Origin of the sequence: Hymenobacter radiodurans, from assembly GCF_004355185.1 — a bacterium.
GTDB lineage: Bacteria > Bacteroidota > Bacteroidia > Cytophagales > Hymenobacteraceae > Hymenobacter > Hymenobacter radiodurans.
Genome location: NZ_CP037922.1, coordinates 754,583 through 771,781 on the forward strand (window position 1 = coordinate 754,583; position 17,199 = coordinate 771,781).

The 17,199-nt window shown below is 54.1% G+C and carries 14 protein-coding genes, 2 pseudogenes and 1 riboswitch; of the genes and pseudogenes, 10 read left to right on the forward strand and 6 right to left on the reverse strand.

Going from position 1 to position 17,199, the window contains the following annotated elements; translation table 11 throughout:
• The first annotated feature begins 42 nt into the window (after positions 1-42).
• The 3 genes from pnuC to EPD59_RS04450 are packed head-to-tail and all read left to right on the forward strand — an operon-like array spanning position 43 to position 2,077.
• Positions 43-675: a nicotinamide riboside transporter PnuC gene (gene pnuC, locus EPD59_RS04440; RefSeq protein ID WP_240731618.1), complete on the forward strand. Its 633-nt coding sequence runs from the start codon at positions 43-45 to the stop codon at positions 673-675.
• Positions 675-1,202 carry an AAA family ATPase gene (locus EPD59_RS04445; RefSeq protein WP_133271731.1) on the forward strand — a complete coding sequence of 176 codons (528 nt, stop codon included), beginning with the start codon at positions 675-677 and terminating at the stop codon, positions 1,200-1,202. Before pnuC ends, EPD59_RS04445 begins: the two co-directional genes overlap by 1 nt.
• Entirely contained in the window at positions 1,199-2,077 is an 879-nt protein-coding gene (locus EPD59_RS04450; RefSeq protein WP_133271732.1) for an aldose 1-epimerase family protein, read from the forward strand. The genes EPD59_RS04445 and EPD59_RS04450 overlap by 4 nt, the downstream gene beginning before the upstream one ends.
• Positions 2,078-2,192: 115 nt before the next feature.
• Here EPD59_RS04450 and EPD59_RS04455 read toward each other — a convergent pair whose 3' ends face one another.
• Positions 2,193-2,438 carry a hypothetical protein gene (locus EPD59_RS04455; protein WP_133271733.1) on the reverse strand — a complete coding sequence of 82 codons (246 nt, stop codon included), beginning with the start codon at positions 2,436-2,438 and terminating at the stop codon, positions 2,193-2,195.
• A 200-nt stretch (positions 2,439-2,638) separates the two neighbouring features.
• Positions 2,639-2,760: riboswitch (TPP riboswitch) on the forward strand.
• Between the two features lie 58 nt (positions 2,761-2,818).
• On the opposite strand from EPD59_RS04455, the gene EPD59_RS04460 reads away from it, so the two are divergent.
• Positions 2,819-5,317, forward strand: a complete 2,499-nt coding sequence (locus EPD59_RS04460; protein WP_133271734.1) for a TonB-dependent receptor — start codon at positions 2,819-2,821, stop codon at positions 5,315-5,317.
• 111 nt (positions 5,318-5,428) lie between these two features.
• Here EPD59_RS04460 and EPD59_RS04465 read toward each other — a convergent pair whose 3' ends face one another.
• The gene (locus EPD59_RS04465; RefSeq protein ID WP_133271735.1) at positions 5,429-7,168 is read right to left on the reverse strand and encodes an APC family permease; all 1,740 of its coding nucleotides are present in this window, start codon (positions 7,166-7,168) and stop codon (positions 5,429-5,431) included.
• Positions 7,169-7,452: 284 nt separating this feature from the next.
• Between EPD59_RS04465 and EPD59_RS04470 the strand changes: the two are divergent.
• A pseudogene (locus EPD59_RS04470) lies at positions 7,453-8,687 on the forward strand (acyl-CoA dehydrogenase family protein).
• A gap of 157 nt (positions 8,688-8,844) precedes the next feature.
• Entirely contained in the window at positions 8,845-9,180 is a 336-nt protein-coding gene (locus EPD59_RS04475; protein WP_133271736.1) for an HIRAN domain-containing protein, read from the forward strand.
• 53 nt (positions 9,181-9,233) lie between these two features.
• On the opposite strand, the gene EPD59_RS04480 is transcribed toward EPD59_RS04475, so the two are convergent.
• Positions 9,234-9,743: a DUF4268 domain-containing protein gene (locus EPD59_RS04480; protein WP_317128450.1), complete on the reverse strand. Its 510-nt coding sequence runs from the start codon at positions 9,741-9,743 to the stop codon at positions 9,234-9,236.
• A 190-nt stretch (positions 9,744-9,933) separates the two neighbouring features.
• Between EPD59_RS04480 and EPD59_RS04485 the strand changes: the two genes are divergently transcribed.
• From EPD59_RS04485 to queG, 4 genes and pseudogenes are all read left to right on the forward strand, one after another.
• Positions 9,934-11,925: a monovalent cation:proton antiporter family protein gene (locus EPD59_RS04485; RefSeq protein WP_133271737.1), complete on the forward strand. Its 1,992-nt coding sequence runs from the start codon at positions 9,934-9,936 to the stop codon at positions 11,923-11,925.
• 260 nt (positions 11,926-12,185) lie between these two features.
• Entirely contained in the window at positions 12,186-13,238 is a 1,053-nt protein-coding gene (gene ruvB / locus EPD59_RS04490) for a Holliday junction branch migration DNA helicase RuvB (RefSeq protein ID WP_133271738.1), read from the forward strand.
• Between the two features lie 231 nt (positions 13,239-13,469).
• Positions 13,470-13,892 (forward strand): hypothetical protein, encoded by a 423-nt coding sequence (locus EPD59_RS04495; protein ID WP_133271739.1) that lies wholly within the window; start codon positions 13,470-13,472, stop codon positions 13,890-13,892.
• A gap of 141 nt (positions 13,893-14,033) precedes the next feature.
• A pseudogene (gene queG, locus EPD59_RS04500) lies at positions 14,034-14,966 on the forward strand (tRNA epoxyqueuosine(34) reductase QueG); the annotation flags it as partial.
• A 105-nt stretch (positions 14,967-15,071) separates the two neighbouring features.
• On the opposite strand, the gene EPD59_RS22210 reads toward queG, so the two are convergent.
• The 3 genes from EPD59_RS22210 to EPD59_RS04515 all read right to left on the reverse strand — a co-directional run bounded on the left by EPD59_RS22210 (position 15,072) and on the right by EPD59_RS04515 (position 17,132).
• Complete coding sequence (locus EPD59_RS22210; RefSeq protein ID WP_133274592.1) at positions 15,072-15,260, reverse strand: hypothetical protein; 189 nt, start codon at positions 15,258-15,260, stop codon at positions 15,072-15,074.
• A gap of 259 nt (positions 15,261-15,519) precedes the next feature.
• Positions 15,520-16,401, reverse strand: coding sequence for a ferritin-like domain-containing protein (locus EPD59_RS04510; RefSeq protein ID WP_133271741.1), 882 nt, complete (start codon positions 16,399-16,401; stop codon positions 15,520-15,522).
• 23 nt (positions 16,402-16,424) lie between these two features.
• Positions 16,425-17,132, reverse strand: coding sequence for a ferritin-like domain-containing protein (locus tag EPD59_RS04515; RefSeq protein ID WP_240731619.1), 708 nt, complete (start codon positions 17,130-17,132; stop codon positions 16,425-16,427).
• Between the last annotated feature and the right edge of the window lie 67 nt (positions 17,133-17,199).

A 17,199-nucleotide genomic window follows, 5' to 3' on the forward strand; every position in this document is an offset into this window, starting at 1 on the left:
GGGCAAAAATAAGGGAACCCTTGCTACCTTCGGTCTTTCTTCTTGTTTAAAGAACCGCGCGTGGACGTATCCGAATTGTGGTCTGGCTTGCTGGCCAGCAGTCCCGTAGAGTTGGCTGGGGTGATAACGGGCATCGCCTGCGTATGGCTGGCCGCTCGCAATTCCATCTGGAATTTTCCTACTGCACTGGTCAGCTGCGCCCTCTACGTTATCGTATTTTGGGAGGCGCGCCTTTACTCCGACATGGCCTTGCAGGGGGTATTTATTGCCCTCGCATTTTATGGCTGGTACCAATGGCTGTACGGCGGACCGCAAGCCCAAGAGCTACCCGTAACCCGGGCTACCGCGCGGCAATGGACGTGGCTAAGCGCGGTGGGAGTGGCTTATGCCGTAGGAGTGGGCTATGCTTTGAGCGAGCACACGGATGCCGCTATTCCGTACTGGGATAGCTCTACCACGGCCATTAGCTTGGTAGCGCAAGTGCTGCTAACGCGCAAAAAGCTCGAAAACTGGATTCTTTGGCTGGTGGTCGATGTAGCCTACATTGGTCTGTACTGGCACCGTGAGCTTTATCTGACGGCGGGTTTATATGCGGTGTACTTGGTGTTGGCCGCCTATGGCTACCTGGAGTGGCGCCGTTTGCTACGTGCTACTCTTAAGCCGCAAACTGCCTGATGCTGCGCGTTGCTATCACCGGCCCCGAGTCGACGGGAAAATCCACGCTGAGCCGTCTGCTGGCCGAGCATTACGCTACCACTTGGGCGCCCGAATATGCCCGCCAGTATCTGGAAGAAAATGGTCCCCGCTATACGCTGTATGATTTAGAGCAAATCGCCCACGGCCAGCTTGCCGCCGAAGCCTCGGCCGCCGCTGCCGCGCGCGAAGTCGTATTCTTCGATACCGATCTGTTGGTTATCAAAATATGGGCGGAGGACGCGTTTGGGCAGTGCCCGGACTGGATTCAGCGCCACTTGGAGCAGCAGCGCTATGATCTGGTGCTGCTGCCCGGTATCGACTTGCCCTGGGAGTTTGACCCCCTGCGTGAGCACCCCCACCGTCGCCAGTACTTTTATAATCTATACTTAGCCCAGCTGCAAAAGATGGGCGCCACTTACGTTGAAATAAGCGGCACAAGTGGCCAACGCTTTGAGCAAGCGCGTAAGGCAGTAGATGTTCTAAGAAAACAAGCTCTCACTTCATGACTTTTTCTCTCGAAAACGATCAGTGCCGCGTAACGGTGAACTCCTTTGGCGCTGAGTTAAGCAGCTTCATCCGCAAAGATTTCAACGACCTAGAGTACATCTGGCAAGCCGACCCAGCCGTGTGGGCGCGTCATGCGCCGGTGCTTTTTCCTATCGTTGGCCGCTTGCCCCAGGATACCTATCTGCATCAAGGCAAGGAGTATAAGTTGTCGCAGCACGGCTTTGCCCGCGACCAGCAGTTTGCCCTGCTCAGCCAAACCAGCGAGGAGCTGACATTTAGCTTAAAAGCCAATGAGACGACGCACGCGCTGTATCCGTTTGACTTTGAGCTCATCATTCGCTACCAGCTGCGAGTCAATATGCTAGTGGTAAACTGGCAGGTAAACAACCTTGGGGCGGAGCAAGAATTATTGTTTAGCATTGGGGCGCACCCTGCCTTTCGGTGCCCATTGCTGCCTGATGAGCAATTCGAAGACTATTATTTCGAGTTCGATCATGCCGTTAGCTTCGAGCGCCATCTGCTGACGGGTGGTCTGCTCACGGGCCAGACGGAACCCGTGCTAAACGACCAGACCGAACTGCCACTGACCTACGAGCTGTTTGCCGATGATGCGCTGGTTCTAAAGAAATTCGACTTTACCCATCTCACCCTACGAAGCCATACATCCGAGCGCGCCGTGCGCTTGCGCTTTGATGGGTTTCCGTACCTAGGCCTCTGGACCAAAGGGCCCGGCGCGTCTTTCGTGTGCGTGGAGCCCTGGCAGGGCGTGGCCAGCACCGTCGGTGGCCCGCAGGAGCTAGCCGATAAAGAAGGTATTCTGAATTTGCCCCCCAATCAGACGTTTACCACCGAATACAGTATTACGGTGGAATAAAGGCCCCATCGGTTGGCTTACACGAAAAGGCCCCTACGGCCTGCTCCAGATTGCTGCGTCAGCCACGATGACAGCAGGGGAGCGGGCCGTAGGGGCCTTTCTTACTTAACTACCGCTAAGAAAGGAGCGGCGCAGTAGGCCGACTCGGGGAAGTAGGCCGACGGTTGTAGTCGGGTTCCCAGTCGTTGATGGGTCGCGTGATGCCGGGGGGCAAATCTAGGTCGGGTAGGCCGTCATCGAGGGGTTCACCGCCCTCATCATCGTTATCAGTGGAGGGTGGGCGCTGGTAACGACGCCGGGGCACGACCATGAAATAGGCGAGAATGGCAAGAACCACGAGCGTATAAACAAGGCTGATCATGGCGGGTAATGACTGGAGTTCAACGCAGTAAGAAGACCATAGGCTCCGATGATAGCTAACGGGGCCGGGGGTGGAGTTGTTTTCGAACACCACAATTTTCCTGGCCGGTTAGAGCCTTCTCTAAGTTACATAGTTTTTACCTGAAAGTAAAGGCCCGGCCTGCATCGGTAGGAAGTATAAAGCACTGGTTGTAGCTTTACAGCGAAGTTTAGGGGTGCCCCACCAACTTAACCGGTCATTTTGCCGGCAGCGGGGCTGAGATCATACCCATTGAACCTGATCCGGGTAATGCCGGCGAAGGGAACAAACGGTCCGCGAACGTAAAAACCGATCCTCCGACCCCTGGAGGGCGGTTCGTTCCACTTTTACATTTCTCACTTTTGAAAAAGTATGTATTAACCGGTGCAGCGCTTCTGGCGCTATCCGGCGCGGCATGGGCGCAAGGCCCCGTGTCCGGTAGTCTGCAAGCCTCCGGCTTCAGCGCCGAAAAGCAGCCCGTGCCCGGCGCTACCATCTATCTCGATGGCCAGGCTGTCGGCGCAACGACCGCCGACGGGTCCTTTCAAGTGCCGGCCGTGCCCGCCGGTTCGCATGCGCTTCGGTTCACAGCCATTGGCTTCGAGCCTACCACGATACAGGTACTAGGACGGGCCGAAGCGCAGCAAGTGGCGCCAGTAACCCTGCAAACAGCCTCGGTCGTAACACCTGAAGCCCTCGTAACGGCTTCCCGCGCCAGCGACCGCACCGCTACGGCCTACTCCAACCTTAGCCGCGAAGACCTGGACAAGCGCAACCTCGCCCAGGACTTACCTTATCTGCTCGATCAGACGCCCTCCGTCGTGGTGACCTCCGACGCCGGTGCCGGTGTGGGCTACACCGACATCCGCATCCGAGGTACGAGCAACACGGGCATCAACATGACCATCAACGGCGTGCCACTAAACGATCCGGAGTCGCGGGGGGCTTTTTTGGTGAATCTGCCCGATCTGGCTTCGTCGGTGAGCAGCTTACAGGTGCAGCGCGGTGTGGGTACCAGCCAGAATGGGGGCGCGGCCTTTGGGGCCAGCATCAACATCTCCACCCTTGATTCGCGCCGCGAAGCTTACGCCGAAACCCAGAATACCTACGGCTCTTTCAACACCTGGAAAAACAATGTGCAGTTCGGTACGGGGCTGCTTGGGGGGCATTTTACCGTAGATGGCCGCCTTTCGCGCATCGCCACCGATGGCTATATGAACCGCGCCGAGTCGAAGCTGAAATCATATTACCTGGCGGCGGGCTATCAAGCCAAGAACACGCTGGTCAAGTTCATCACCTTCTCGGGCCGCGAGCAAACCTACCAAGCCTGGAACGGAGTGCCTGAGCCAGCTATTACCGGCAAACGCGATTTGCTACAAACTTATGTAGACAACGGCGAGCTGTCGACCACCGATGCTGAGCGGGTGCTGCAGGAAGGCCGCCGCTACAGCTACTACACCTACGATAACCAAACCGATAATTACCAGCAAAACCACTACCAGCTTCACCTCTCGCAGGGTTTGGGACAGGACTGGAACATCGGGGCGGCCCTGCACCTCACGCGCGGCTTTGGCTACTACGAAAGCTTCCGTGCCAATCGGCGGTTTTCGGCTTACAACCTTCCTAACGTTGTGTTGGGCAACCAAACAATTACTCGCACCGACCTCGTGGACCAGAAGTGGCTGGACAATTATTTCTACGGCGGCACTTTCGCGCTCAACTATCAGCCTAAGAATAATGACAAGTTTGAGGCGACGCTCGGTGGGGCTGTCAACCGTTTTGACAACGATCATTACGGCGAAATCATCTGGGCGCGGTACGCATCTACCAGCAATATTCGCCAGCGCTACTTCTTCAACGAGGCCACCAAGTCGGACTACAGCACCTACGCTCGCGCTACCTGGCAGGTGCTGCCCCGGCTGGGCGTGTACGGCGACTTGCAGCTCCGCCACATCAAATACAGCATCGATGGGGTAGAGGATGACCAGAACGACGTCACGACCCGCGCCGACTATACTTTCTTTAATCCCAAAGCCGGCGCCACTTTCTCCCTGGCTGAAGGGCAACAGCTCTACGCCAGCTTCGCCGTGGGCCAGCGTGAGCCCGTGCGGGCCGACTTCACCGACCGTCCTGCCGGCGACCAAAGCGCCAAAGCCGAGCGCCTCGAAGATTTCGAAGCCGGCTATCGCCTCAATTTGTCGGATGTGAACCTGCTTACGCCGCGAACTGCCCTGCGCTTTGAGGCCAATTACTTCTACATGAACTACCGCAACCAACTGGTGGCCACCGGGCAGCTGAACGACGTAGGTACGGCCCTGCGCACCAACGTAGCGCGCAGCTACCGCACCGGTATCGAGCTTACGGGCTTTGTGTCGGCAGACGATAAAATCAGCCTGAGCAGCACGCTCACGCTCAGCCGCAACCGCATTCTGGACTACCGCGATGTTTCCTACGATGAGGAGTTTAACCCCATAGTAGCTACTGAGGGCCGCACGACCACAATTTCCTATTCACCGTCTGCCGTATCGGCGCACACGCTGGAAGGCCAGCCATTGAATGGGCTGCGGGTGGCGCTGCTCTACAAAACCGTAAGCCGCCAGTATCTCGATAATTCCGCCAACGAAGCCCGCAGCATTCAGCCATATCAGGTGCTCGACTTTCGGGTGCGCTACGCACTTCGTCCCACGTTTATGAAGGAAATAGAGCTGGCCTTGCTGATAAACAACGTGCTCAACCGCGAGTACGTGACCAATGGTTACACCTACGGCTACCTTGGCGCCAGCGGCCAGCAAGAAACTTTTAACTGGTACTACCCGCAGGCCACGCGCAACTTTCTGGTTTCAGTCGGGCTAAAGCTCTAGAAACAAGTATTGCCTGTTCGGCAGGATAAAATATTAAAAAAAGCCCCCCATAAACTTGTGGGGGCTTTTTCTTTGGACACTAGGTAGCAAAGTAAACGCTGGTAGGGCAGCTCAGATAATCAGCCGTACGCCACCTAGCTCAGAGACATGGTAGGGAAACTGGTCGCCGGGCGAGCCAATGAACATGAAGTTCTTCGGGATTTTCCACTCCTGTGAGAGCTTGTCAATCAGTTCCGGGCCGAACTTGCCCTCCAGAGTTACAAAATCCACTTCAATCTGGTCGTAAGCGCGATCTAGTACATGGATATCAGTGAGCAAATCCTGCGGATACGTTTCGCCGGGCCTAAGCAGCGTCACGATTTTTAGCTTGGTCGTAAACTCATTCTCCACCACGTACGCCATCACCTTATTGAGGTTAGATACGTTATCCCCTTTCGTGAAAAAGACGAATTCCTGTTGGTGCAGTTCCCGTAGCATCTGCCGTAGCTTGAGGCGAAGCAGGCGCGAAAAGCGCGGCGACTGCTCAGCGAAGGAATTAGCGGCGGCCAGTACCAGGTTCAGGATACCAATGCGATTCAGCATCACATAAATCAGCACCATAGCCGGCAGGAAATACTGCAGGAACACAATCAGATAGTCGGGGTGAATTTTGATGTTGCCATACAAGGCTACTAGAATGCTGACCAGCGCCAGCGTCACAGTGAGAATACCCGCGTACACCGGCCGCGGTAGCTTAGGCCGCTTGCGCTTGAGCAGAAAGTTGCCCAGCGCGAAAAACGCCATCACCGACAAAAAAGAAATAGTATACACGCCCGACAGCGGCCCCAACTGCCCATTCGTGATCAGCAGTACCGATACGCACAGCAGGAAGAAGGTGATGAGAATGATGTAGTTGCTCTCGCGCTTGTTTTCCTTCAGAAAGAATTGGGGCAGAATACGGTCCAGGGTCATGCGCTTCATCAGGCCGCTTACACCCACAAAAGACGTGAGCACCGCCCCGCTGAGTACGGCTACTGCATCTACCGAAATCAATGTGCCCAGCCAGGCGCCGCCGGTAGTGTTGCCCAAGTGGGATAAGAGCGTTTCGGTGTGTTCGCCAACTTCGCCCATTGGTAGAGCCGCTACGGCCAAAAAGGCAATAGCTGGGTTGAAGAAGCTTACCACAATCCACATGTTGCGCAGAGTTTTGCCAAATACACCTCGCGCCTGCTCTTCCACAAAGTTGGCGGAGCTTTCAAAACCCGATATGCCGAGCATAGCCGCGCTAAACCCGAAAAACAAGGCATGTGTGATACTGCCGCCCTTCAAGGGCAAGCTGAAATTGGCAGCAAGCGTATCAACTCCGTGGGTAGCTAGATACCAAACGGCACTACCTACTAGCAGAGTAAGCGAGATAAGATGCACCAAGAAAATGGCCACTGCTACTTTCGCCGACTCAGATATTCCTAGAATAGTAAGTACCAAAAACAAGCCCAGCAGCCCCAGCGTGGCCCAGATAATCGGCAGGCCGTGCCACAGCGTGTGTAAGTAGTGCATGGCTTCGCTGGCCGAAATAACTGCCGTAGCCATGTAAGAAAGAATAGTAAGACAGGCGGCTAAAGCCGCGTTGCGTTTGCTGGTCGTATTTAGGAGCACGTTGTAGGCCCCACCATTCAACGGGAGCGCGCCCACCACTTCGCCGTATATCTTCCGAAACAGGAACAATACGGCGCCCACCATGAGCAGCGCAATCCAGGCGTACTGTCCGGCGTAGGCAATAGCCAGGGCCGATACGTACAGGCACGAAGAGGAAATGTCATTGCCGCAGATGGCAGTGGCTTCCAATTCATTGAGTTTCTTCTCGTGACTCATATAGGTAGTAAAAGCGGGCTACAGAAACGACGAACCGCAGTTGGCTCAGCCACCGACTGAGCCGCCGCTGGGGGGCTTTTTGACGAAGGTAGACGAATGAGAAGTATTCAGTCAACAACGTGGGATTGTGTCGATACGTTGGGGGGCTTTTTAGGGTAATCATTCCGCAAAAAAACTCTGCTGCCAAGCGTGAAGCCCGCCGCGAACCAAGCACAAGACGAACCGGTTCTCCTTGCTGAAACTATTATCTTTGAGCTCCTACCCACCCCATTTATCCTTCCGTTATGTCATCTCAAGCCGACGTTCTCTCGCCCGAAGCTAAAGCCCACACCGCCCAGAAAGGCAGCACCAACGCCGCTGGCTTCACTGATTATTTCGACCTCGACGGCCTGCTCACCGAGGAGCACAAGCTCATCCGCCAGAGCATTCGCGACTTCGTGAAGCGTGAGATTTCGCCCAGCATCGAGAAGTGGGCCCAGCAGGCGCATTTCCCATCTGAAATTGTCCGCAAGTTTGGCGAAGTAGGCGCGTTTGGTCCCACCATTCCAGCCGAGTACGGCGGCGGCGGCCTCGATTACATCAGCTACGGCCTGATTATGCAGGAAATTGAGCGCGGCGACTCGGGCATGCGCTCCACCGCTTCAGTGCAGGGCTCGCTGGTTATGTTCCCCATCTACCAGTACGGCTCGGAGGAGCAGCGGCGCAAGTTTCTGCCCAAGCTGGCCTCGGGAGAGTGGCTGGGCTGCTTCGGCCTCACCGAGCCCGACCACGGCTCCAACCCCGGCGGCATGGTTACGAAGCTGCAAGACAAAGGCGACTACTATATCCTAAATGGCGCCAAGCTCTGGATTTCAAACTCGCCCGAGTGCCAAGTGGCTGTAGTATGGGCCAAAAACGAAGAAGGCCGCATCAAAGGCGTGATAGTGGAGCGCGGCATGGAAGGCTTCACCACCCCCGAAATTCATAATAAGTGGAGCCTGCGCGCCAGCACTACCGGCGAGCTGGTCTTCGACAATGTGCGCATCCCGAAGGAAAATGTGCTGCCCAACGTGGAAGGACTTAAAGGCCCCTAAGCTGCCTCGACTCGGCCCGCTTCGGCATCGCCTGGGGGGCAATTGGTGCCGCCATCGACTGCTACGAGTCGGCCTTGAAATACTCCTTGGAGCGCGAGCAATTCGGGAAGCCGATTGCCGCTTTTCAGTTGCAGCAGCGCAAGTTGGCCGAAATGATTACCGAAATCACCAAAGCCCAACTCATGGCTTGGCGCCTGGGCGTGTTGAAAAATGAAGGCAAGGCCACGAGCGCCCAAATCAGCATGGCCAAGCGTAATTCCGTGGATATGGCTCTGCATATTGCCCGCGAAGCCCGCCAGATTCACGGCGGCATGGGTATCACCGGGGAATACCCCATCATGCGCCACATGATGAACCTGGAGTCGGTGATTACCTATGAGGGCACGCACGATATTCACTTGCTCATTACGGGCGCGGATATCACGGGTATTCAGGCGTTTAAGTAGCAGACACTATACTAGTTTGAAAAAGGGCCGACTTATGTAAATAAGCTGGCCCTTTTTGATTGGCTCATTTTGCTAATACAGACTAACATTATCACTGCTTTCTAACAGTAAACCTATATTAGCCCATCTTTTACAAATATCCTCCTCGCTTGCTGCTATGGCCGCCGACTCCACTTCGCCCTTAGTAATCCTCGAATGCCTGATTGCGGGCACCTCCCACCGCGAAGGGTTGAAAGCCTACGAGCCGAACCTACAACCCGGCCAGGACCTGACTGTAGCCCGGGAAGCCGACAGCGCCTACGATGACTGGGCCGTGCGCGTGTACACCGCCGGCCCCGAGCCGATGTGGCTAGGCTACTTGCCCGAAGGGCGCAATGAAACCGTGGCTCGTTTGCTCGATGCCGGTTTTAAGTTAGCCGGCCGCCTTACCCACAAAGCCTGGGAAGACGACTGGCTGTATCTGGAAATGGAAGTACTGCTCTTGAATGAGTAGCCGATCTACAAAAAAGCCCCCAAGCGCGCTTGGGGGGCTTTTTTGTAGATCGGCTACCGAAGTTCCTCAAACGCGTACTGTGCGTTGCTCCAGAATTCATCCAGCGCAATAAGGCGCGGCTTGAAAAAGGAAATCAGCTGAGGCCAGTCGTCGCGGCTGAATAGATTTACGGGTTGTAGCTCTCTATAAATGCGACTGATGGGGTGGCCATTAGCGTCTTCCGCTTCCAATTCCCACGTCCAAGCTTCACCCAGTGTTTCCTCCAGCATAGCTTTCAACTGCTCGAACTGCTCAAAAAATAGCTGGCGGATTTCCGCGTCGGTGTGCGTTAGCTCAATGCCGATAGAGGCACGGCGGTTGTCGGCGTGCAGGCGGAAATACAGGTTTTTATAGCCGGTTTTGTAGTTAATCCAGTTGGTGGGTATGCCTTCCGCTGAGGGTACTGGGGCCATATATTGCCCAAAGGCCGTCCAGAAGGCCTGGCGCAGCTGCGCGACTTCCGCTTTGCTATACATTGACTTTAGACTTCCGTTAGTATCAATTACGATGTGTTCTGGTGCCATTCTTACGAGATAGTGGCTTCCGTGACTTACGCAAAGTACACCCTCGCCATACCAGACAAGCTACTGCTACCTGCTATATTCAGGCAGCTACTGGCGCTAAGCGGGCTATTAGTTGTGAGAGAGAAGCAAATGTCAAGGCGCTTCTTGGTAAAATTACCCCCCAAGCCTTTTCCATTAGTGGTAGAAGCCTATGCATGTTCCCATATTTTCGGACGTCATTATTATCCTGCTGCTCTCGGTAGGGGTAATTCTGGTCGTAAATAAATTGCGTCTGCCCTCCATTGTGGGGTTTCTGGTCACGGGTATTGTGGCCGGTCCATCGGCGCTCCGGCTCGTGAAAGCCCAGGACGATGTAGACATGCTGGCCGAGCTTGGCGTGATTCTGCTCATGTTTACCATTGGGTTGGAGTTTTCGCTCTCTAGCCTTTCCCGCCTAAAGCGGGCCGTGTTTCTGGGGGGCTTTTTGCAGGTCGGACTCACCATTGGCGCCACGTATTTGATGGCCGTTTTCTGGGGTTTTTCGGCTGTGGAAGCTGTTTTTATGGGTTTTTTGCTTTCCCTAAGCAGCACAGCCATTGTCCTCAAGCTCCTTCAGGATCGGCTTGAGATGGAGTCCCTGCACGGGCAAGTCACGCTGGCTATCCTTATTTTTCAGGACCTGATTGTGGTACCCATGATGCTGCTTACGCCTATGCTGGCCGGCAAAGGCGCCGGCAACCCGTGGACTGATCTGGGGTTGCTGGCGGGCAAAATCGTTGGGGTGCTGGCACTGGTTTGGTTCGGAGCGCGATATGTTATGCCGCGCCTGTTGTTTGTGGTGGCCCAAACGCGCAGCCGCGAGCTGTTTCTACTCACCATCATCGGTACCTGCCTGGGTGTAGCATGGCTAACCTCAACGGTGGGACTTTCGCTGGCGCTGGGGGCCTTTTTGGCCGGCCTTATCATCTCCGAATCGGAGTACAGCTACGAGGCAGTAAGCAATATTCTACCCTTCCGCGAGATATTCGCCAGCTTCTTCTTTGTCTCCATCGGGATGCTGCTGGATGTCCGGTTTTTCTTGGAAAACCCAGTTACTATTGTGCTGATTACCTTGGCTGTAATGGCTGTTAAGCTGCTGCTTACGGTGGGGGCGGCATTGGCACTGCGCCTGCCTATGCGCTCGGTGCTGCTGGTGGGCTTGGCCTTGTGTCAGGTCGGAGAATTTGCCTTTATTCTCTCCAAAGTAGGTCTGGAGGCTGGGCTTATGCAGGAGCGGGAGTACCAATATTTCCTGGCCGTTTCCATCCTGACCATGAGCCTGACCCCTTTGGTGATGCTTGGTGCCGAGCCGTTCACTACGTTCCTGCTGCGCCTGAGCTTGTTTAAATCATTAGATCAAGGCTTACGCATTCAAACCGAACAATTGCCCCCCGAGCAAGAGCAAGCGCTAAATGACCATCTGGTGGTGATGGGTTATGGCTTCAACGGCCGCAACTTGGTAAAAGCAGCCAAATATGCCAAAGTGCCCTACGTCATTATCGAGACCAATCCCATTACAGTGCGGCAGGAGCGGGAAAAGGGCGAGCCAATTCTGTATGGCGACGCCTCCCAGGAGCATGTATTGGAGCAGGCCCACGTAGAGCATGCCCGTGTAATGGTGGTGGCTATTTCGGATCCGGCGAGCAGCCGCCGCATTGTGGTAGCTCTACGCAAGATGAATCCGAACTCCTGCATTTTCGTGCGCACGCGCTACATCCACGAAATGGAGGAACTGTACCGCCTTGGCGCCACTGAAGTAATACCGGAAGAGCTAGAAGCATCTATCGAGATTTTCTCGCGGGTATTGGCCAAATACCTGGTGCCCATGCCCGAAATCGATAAGCTGATTGGCGAGCTACGCGCGGGCCGCTACGATATGCTGCGCCGCCGTTCCCTCACAGAGGACGAGTGGTCATCGATGCACGTGTCCTTGGCCGATGCCGGAATGTCTACTTTTCAGGTGTCGCCGGAAGGAGAACTGGTGGGCAAAACCCTATCCGAAACTGAAGTGCGGCAGCGCTTTGGCATTAGTTTGCTCGCCATTCGCCGTGGGGGGCAAATGTTGTACGAAATGACGGGCGACACCATTATTAAGCCCGATGATACGCTCTATATCTTCGGCCCACCGGAGCGAATACAGGAGTTTGCCCGCAAGGCTGATTAATTTTATTGTTAATAGCTGGTTCAAATAGACCGTCATGCAGAGCGAAGCGAAGCATCTCGCGTGTTTAGTATGATTAGTAATCCAGCATCAGCGCGCGCGATGCTTCGCTTCGCTCTGCATGACCTTCTCTAGAAATAACCTTTGATCCATTGCTAATATAATTAGCTAAAATCTGCTATACTAAATATTTTTACTAAAACGGGAAGCATTTTGCCCCACAAAGCGTTACCTTTATTCAACGCCAAACTTAGTATTACGCCATGCGCGAAGCTTTTCTCACTGGTGGCAACGACCACATGGACCCTTCCGAAAAGGAGATTGACAAGGCTCTGCGGCCACTCAGCTTCTCCGACTTTACGGGTCAGGATAAGATTGTCGAGAACCTGAAGATATTCGTGGCTGCTGCTCGTCGGCGCGGCGAAGCCCTCGACCACGTGCTGCTCCACGGACCTCCCGGCCTGGGCAAAACCACCTTGTCGCACATCATTGCGGCCGAGTTGGAAGCGGGTATCAAAATGACCAGCGGCCCTGTGCTCGACAAGCCTTCCGATTTGGCTGGCTTGCTTACCAACCTGGAGCCCAACGACGTGCTCTTCATCGACGAGATTCACCGCCTCAACCCCGTGGTAGAGGAATACCTGTACTCGGCTATGGAGGACTACCGCATCGACATTATGCTCGATTCGGGTCCGAATGCGCGCTCCGTGCAGATTTCTCTGTCGCCGTTCACGCTCATCGGCGCTACAACGCGCTCTGGCTTGCTGACGTCGCCACTGCGGGCCCGCTTTGGTATTAACGCCCGCCTGGAGTATTACGATTCGGCCCTGCTGACCAGCATTGTGAAGCGCTCGGCCGAGATCCTGAATACGCCTATCCACGATGATGCGGCCTTCGAAATTGCCCGCCGCTCGCGTGGTACGCCGCGTATTGCCAACAACCTGCTGCGCCGTACCCGCGACTTCGCCCAGATAAAAGGCACCGGCACCATCACCGTTGATATTGCCCAGTTTGCCCTGAACGCCCTCGACGTAGACCAAAACGGCCTCGACGAAATGGACGTGCGCATCCTGACAACCATCATCGACAAGTTCAAAGGTGGCCCGGTAGGCTTGAGCACCATCGCTACGGCTTGCTCCGAAGAGTCTGAGACCATCGAGGAAGTATACGAGCCCTTCCTAATTCAGGAAGGCTACATCAAACGTACCTCTCGGGGCCGCGAAGCCACGGAAGCCGCGTATCGGCACTTGGGCAAGCTTATGCCCCAACATCTGCGCGGCAACTCACCCGGTGACTTATTTGGCGAGCCTGTTTAATTAGGTTTTCGCTGTAAGTAGTAAAGAATGAGCCGAGAAGCAACTGAAGATGCTTCTCGGCTCTTTTGTTTGCAAGATATTTGATGCTGGTGCCTGTAAGATTTGATAGTAGCGTAAAGCATATTATTATCGGATTATTTCGCGCTACTATCAATAAATTGATGCTACTGGCTGTTGCGCATGTCCATATGTTAGGTGTAATTTTATAGATATTAATTATTAGAAATATAAATGGGGAAATATTTGCAAAATGTACAATTTAGGCATGATCCGCTCGTAGGAAAGGAGCGACTATTAGAAGAAGCACAGAAAATATCTGCCGACTTAAAAGTAATTGAGACATATTTCAACAAACATCTTCCCAAGAAAATAGAAATTGGAAATCAAATATGGCGGTTTATAATTATGTTAACGCCAATAGCAGATAAGAATAGACTGACTGAAGTCATTGGATTGTGTCAAGACTATTATGTCTATATTGATTATAAAAAAATATTAGGGTTGCAATCCAGTGAGAGGCGAAAAGAATTATTAAATATATTCGTTTTAGGTATTAAAAGATGTTGCGAAGCCAATAATTATAAGAACGACCTGTTCCAACATATATATGAAAAAGTCAAAGAAGAAATGGAAAGGGAAGCATTTAAAGATTAAGAAAAAAATATAGATAACACACGTTCACAAAGCCAAGTGTACCCGAACCACTCGGATGTGCTTTTTTGTTGACTACGAGCACCGGCAAGCTCCCAAACTTATACAAAAGGGAAGCTGCTTGGTTCTTCCGACCTTTGCCTGATGCTTGCCTCCGACCTTATCCGCTCCGAACGAACTGCCTTTATCAAGCGCCGGGCGGCGGAACTGGGCTTTATGTATTGCGGCATCTCGAAGGCAGAGTTCTTGGAAGAAGAAGCCCCCCGCCTCGAAAACTGGCTTAACCGGCAGATGCACGGGCAGATGGGCTACATGGCCAACCACTTCGATAAGCGCCTCGATCCGCGCCTGTTGGTAGATGGAGCCAAGTCGGTGATTTCGCTGCTGCTCAACTATTACCCCGCCGAGGAAGATCAGCAGCCCGACGGCACGCTGCACATCAGCAAATACGCCTACGGCCGCGATTATCATTTTGTCATCAAGGACAAGCTCAAAACCTTGCTGACCGATATTCAGCAGGAGATAGGGGAGGTAGGCGGCCGCGTATTCGTCGATTCGGCGCCGGTGATGGATAAAGTGTGGGCCAAGAAGAGCGGCCTGGGTTGGGTGGGTAAGAACTCTAACCTGATTACGCCCGGCGTGGGCAGCTTCTACTTCATCGCCGAGCTCATTGTGGATCTGGAACTGGAGCCCGACGGACCGATTAAAGACTACTGCGGTACGTGCCGCAAGTGCATGGACGCTTGCCCTACCGATGCCATTTCGGAGCCGTACGTGGTAGATGGCAGCAAGTGCATCAGCTACTTCACTATCGAGCTGAAGGACCAGATTCCGAGCGAGGTGGGGGGCAAATTAGGCAATTGGGTATTCGGCTGCGATATCTGCCAGGATGTATGCCCCTGGAACCGCTTTGCCAAGCCCCATCAGGAGCCGCAGTTTCGGGCGCATCCCCAGCTTAAGGAAATGAGCACTACTGATTGGCAGGAAATTACCCACGAGCTATTCACGGAGCTGTTTCGGCAGTCGGCGGTAAAACGCACTGGCTACGCTGGCCTGACGCGCACTATTCAGTTTGTTACGGATCCGCAAACGGGTGTTCTTGACAAGGAAAAAGCCCCCGCGAGGAGGCCTAAGTGGCGGCTCGCGGGGGCTTTTCTTGGTACTGCTTACTCTACTTTAGCTTCAAGCAGCTTGGGCAAAAACGCGGTTGAGTATGCGCTGGTAGATGCTGGCGAACTGCTCGTAGCACCAAGCTTTTAGTTGCATTAATTCCTCTGGCACAAGCATGCGTAAGGCCTTACGCAACTCTTTCTCAAATAGGATTTTGTCGAAGCTTACTTTAAGCAGAATGGTTTTTGCATATTCCAACATCGCTATGAATAGTAATAAAGGTGGGTGGTAAAGGGTAGGACAAGAGGGGTTGTAGGTATACGAGAGCCATATAAAAAGGCTCTCTCCGGGGAGCAAAAGCGTTACTATTTTTTCAAACAGTCCAACGCCAGTAAAGTATAGTACCAAAGATAAAAAGCCCCCCATGGGGTTGCAAGCTCATGGACAAAAAAAGAGCGACGTAAGTCGCTCTTTTGAAGTATATTACGTATAAAAATTGATATTATACGTAACGCGCTACTTAGTAGGTAAAAATACTTACGAGTGATGTTGCCGTACTGGCCGGTATAGGCTCATCGAAGGCCTCGGCTACTTTAGCCACCGCCACCACCGTGTTTAACGGGGCCTGATCGAAGGGTACCTGCCTGAGGCCCGCTATGAATTGATTGACCAACTCTTCGCCGGCATATACAGCCTCGGTTTTGCCCGGCACCGCAATGCTAGCGTCGGTGGCGCTTACCCAATTCTTAACATTTGCCCCCCGCGCCCGCCGCATTGTGCGAATGTGAGACGCATGGCGCGCTTCTACTGCGTGAATGCGTAATGCCGCTTCAAGCAATGAGTTGTCGGTTTGCAGGAACCCAACTTGCCCTTTGTAAGCCCGTACGCCGGCATCTTCCAGGGTTTGGGCTACTTGCAGAAACGTATCGAAGTTGGTGAACACATCCGCAAATACGGCGGCTTGAGCGCCATTCTTACTGCCCGTAAAGTCGAAACGAGGCTTCGCGGGCAGTGTGCCACCCGAGGCCTGAATCACGCGCTCCAAGAACCGCACATGCTGCTGCTCATGGCGATAAATTGTTTCGATGGCCGGACGCGTGCCCGCCGGGAAAAAACCGGCGGGTACGCTGGGTGCGCCAGCCACGAGTCCCAGCGCACGGGCATAAAACTCGCTCTCCAAATATTCCAGCACAAGAGCGAGGTTCAGCGAATCGAGGATAGTACGGATGTCGCGGGCGTGGGCTGGTACGATGGCGGTGGCCAAGGCTACGGGTAATGCCGCCAGCGCCGCTTTACGACCTAATTTGCTCAGGGGGGCAAAAGCAGCCCGCCGCGAACTCAACCGGTCGTACAGGGTAGGATCAACTTCGGCCAGATCGGCGAGGAGTTTGAGAATATTCATAACGCGGGAATAACCGAAGAAACTTAGCTAGGCAGGCCGGCCGCCGAGATAGTAATGTTGAGAAAAGTATTTACTACAGCTATAACCTGAGCCGGCGTTTTGGCCGCATCAAGACCGTCGAACTCGCCACCGTCATTGGCCACTACATCGGCCGCAGCGAAAGAGTTGGGCAGAACCAAATCGCGGATGAGCGCCGCGTGACGCGCTTCTACGGAGGCTATCTTGCCCGCTACGCCCAAGTACACCGGGTCAATGAAAAGCTTGCCCGCACCATTGTAGGCAGCTACACCCAAGTCTTCCAGGGTTTGAGCAGCCGCGAGCACACCAGCACGCGTGGTAAGCGTAAACGAGCCGAAGTTGAATACGGCCGTGCCGATGGCGCTCGTGCCCAGTGCAAACTTGAAGAACTCGCGGTGAATGACTTCGTGGTCGCGCAGATCAGTGAAGTAAGCCAGCTCAGCGGCCGACATATCGGAGGGCGGCGTGGCTACAACTTTATCGTAGAAAGCGGCTTCCAATTGCTCCAGCAAGTACGCATAGTTGAGCAGACCAGTGTCGCCGGTGCCGAGGGTAAATGTCTGTTCGGCTGTGACCTCCGGGGTTTCATCATCCTTCGAGCAGCCTGCCAATACCAAAGCGGATGAAGCAGCGGTAGCGCCGGCCACTCTGAAAAAAGTGCGTCGCCGCACCGGTCGCGCCGCAAACAGGCGAGAGAGAGAAGTAGAATTCATATGCATATAAAGCGAAAGAACCAATCCAAAAAAGCCCCCAGAAGCAATAGCGGGCGCAACACAAGCA

Bases quoted from the DNA above. Each gene is read 5' to 3' on its own strand.
- EPD59_RS04445 (WP_133271731.1), top strand. From the start codon at position 675: ATGCTGCGCGTTGCTATCACCGGCCCCGAGTCGACGGGAAAATCCACG.
- EPD59_RS04450 (WP_133271732.1), top strand. From the start codon at position 1,199: ATGACTTTTTCTCTCGAAAACGATCAGTGCCGCGTAACGGTGAACTCC.
- EPD59_RS04455 (WP_133271733.1), bottom strand. From the start codon at position 2,438: ATGATCAGCCTTGTTTATACGCTCGTGGTTCTTGCCATTCTCGCCTAT.
- EPD59_RS04465 (WP_133271735.1), bottom strand. From the start codon at position 7,168: ATGAGTCACGAGAAGAAACTCAATGAATTGGAAGCCACTGCCATCTGC.
- EPD59_RS04475 (WP_133271736.1), top strand. From the start codon at position 8,845: ATGGCCGCCGACTCCACTTCGCCCTTAGTAATCCTCGAATGCCTGATT.
- EPD59_RS04480 (WP_317128450.1), bottom strand. From the start codon at position 9,743: ATGGCACCAGAACACATCGTAATTGATACTAACGGAAGTCTAAAGTCA.
- EPD59_RS04485 (WP_133271737.1), top strand. From the start codon at position 9,934: ATGCATGTTCCCATATTTTCGGACGTCATTATTATCCTGCTGCTCTCG.
- ruvB (WP_133271738.1), top strand. From the start codon at position 12,186: ATGCGCGAAGCTTTTCTCACTGGTGGCAACGACCACATGGACCCTTCC.
- EPD59_RS04495 (WP_133271739.1), top strand. From the start codon at position 13,470: ATGGGGAAATATTTGCAAAATGTACAATTTAGGCATGATCCGCTCGTA.
- EPD59_RS22210 (WP_133274592.1), bottom strand. From the start codon at position 15,260: ATGTTGGAATATGCAAAAACCATTCTGCTTAAAGTAAGCTTCGACAAA.
- EPD59_RS04510 (WP_133271741.1), bottom strand. From the start codon at position 16,401: ATGAATATTCTCAAACTCCTCGCCGATCTGGCCGAAGTTGATCCTACC.
- EPD59_RS04515 (WP_240731619.1), bottom strand. From the start codon at position 17,132: ATGAATTCTACTTCTCTCTCTCGCCTGTTTGCGGCGCGACCGGTGCGG.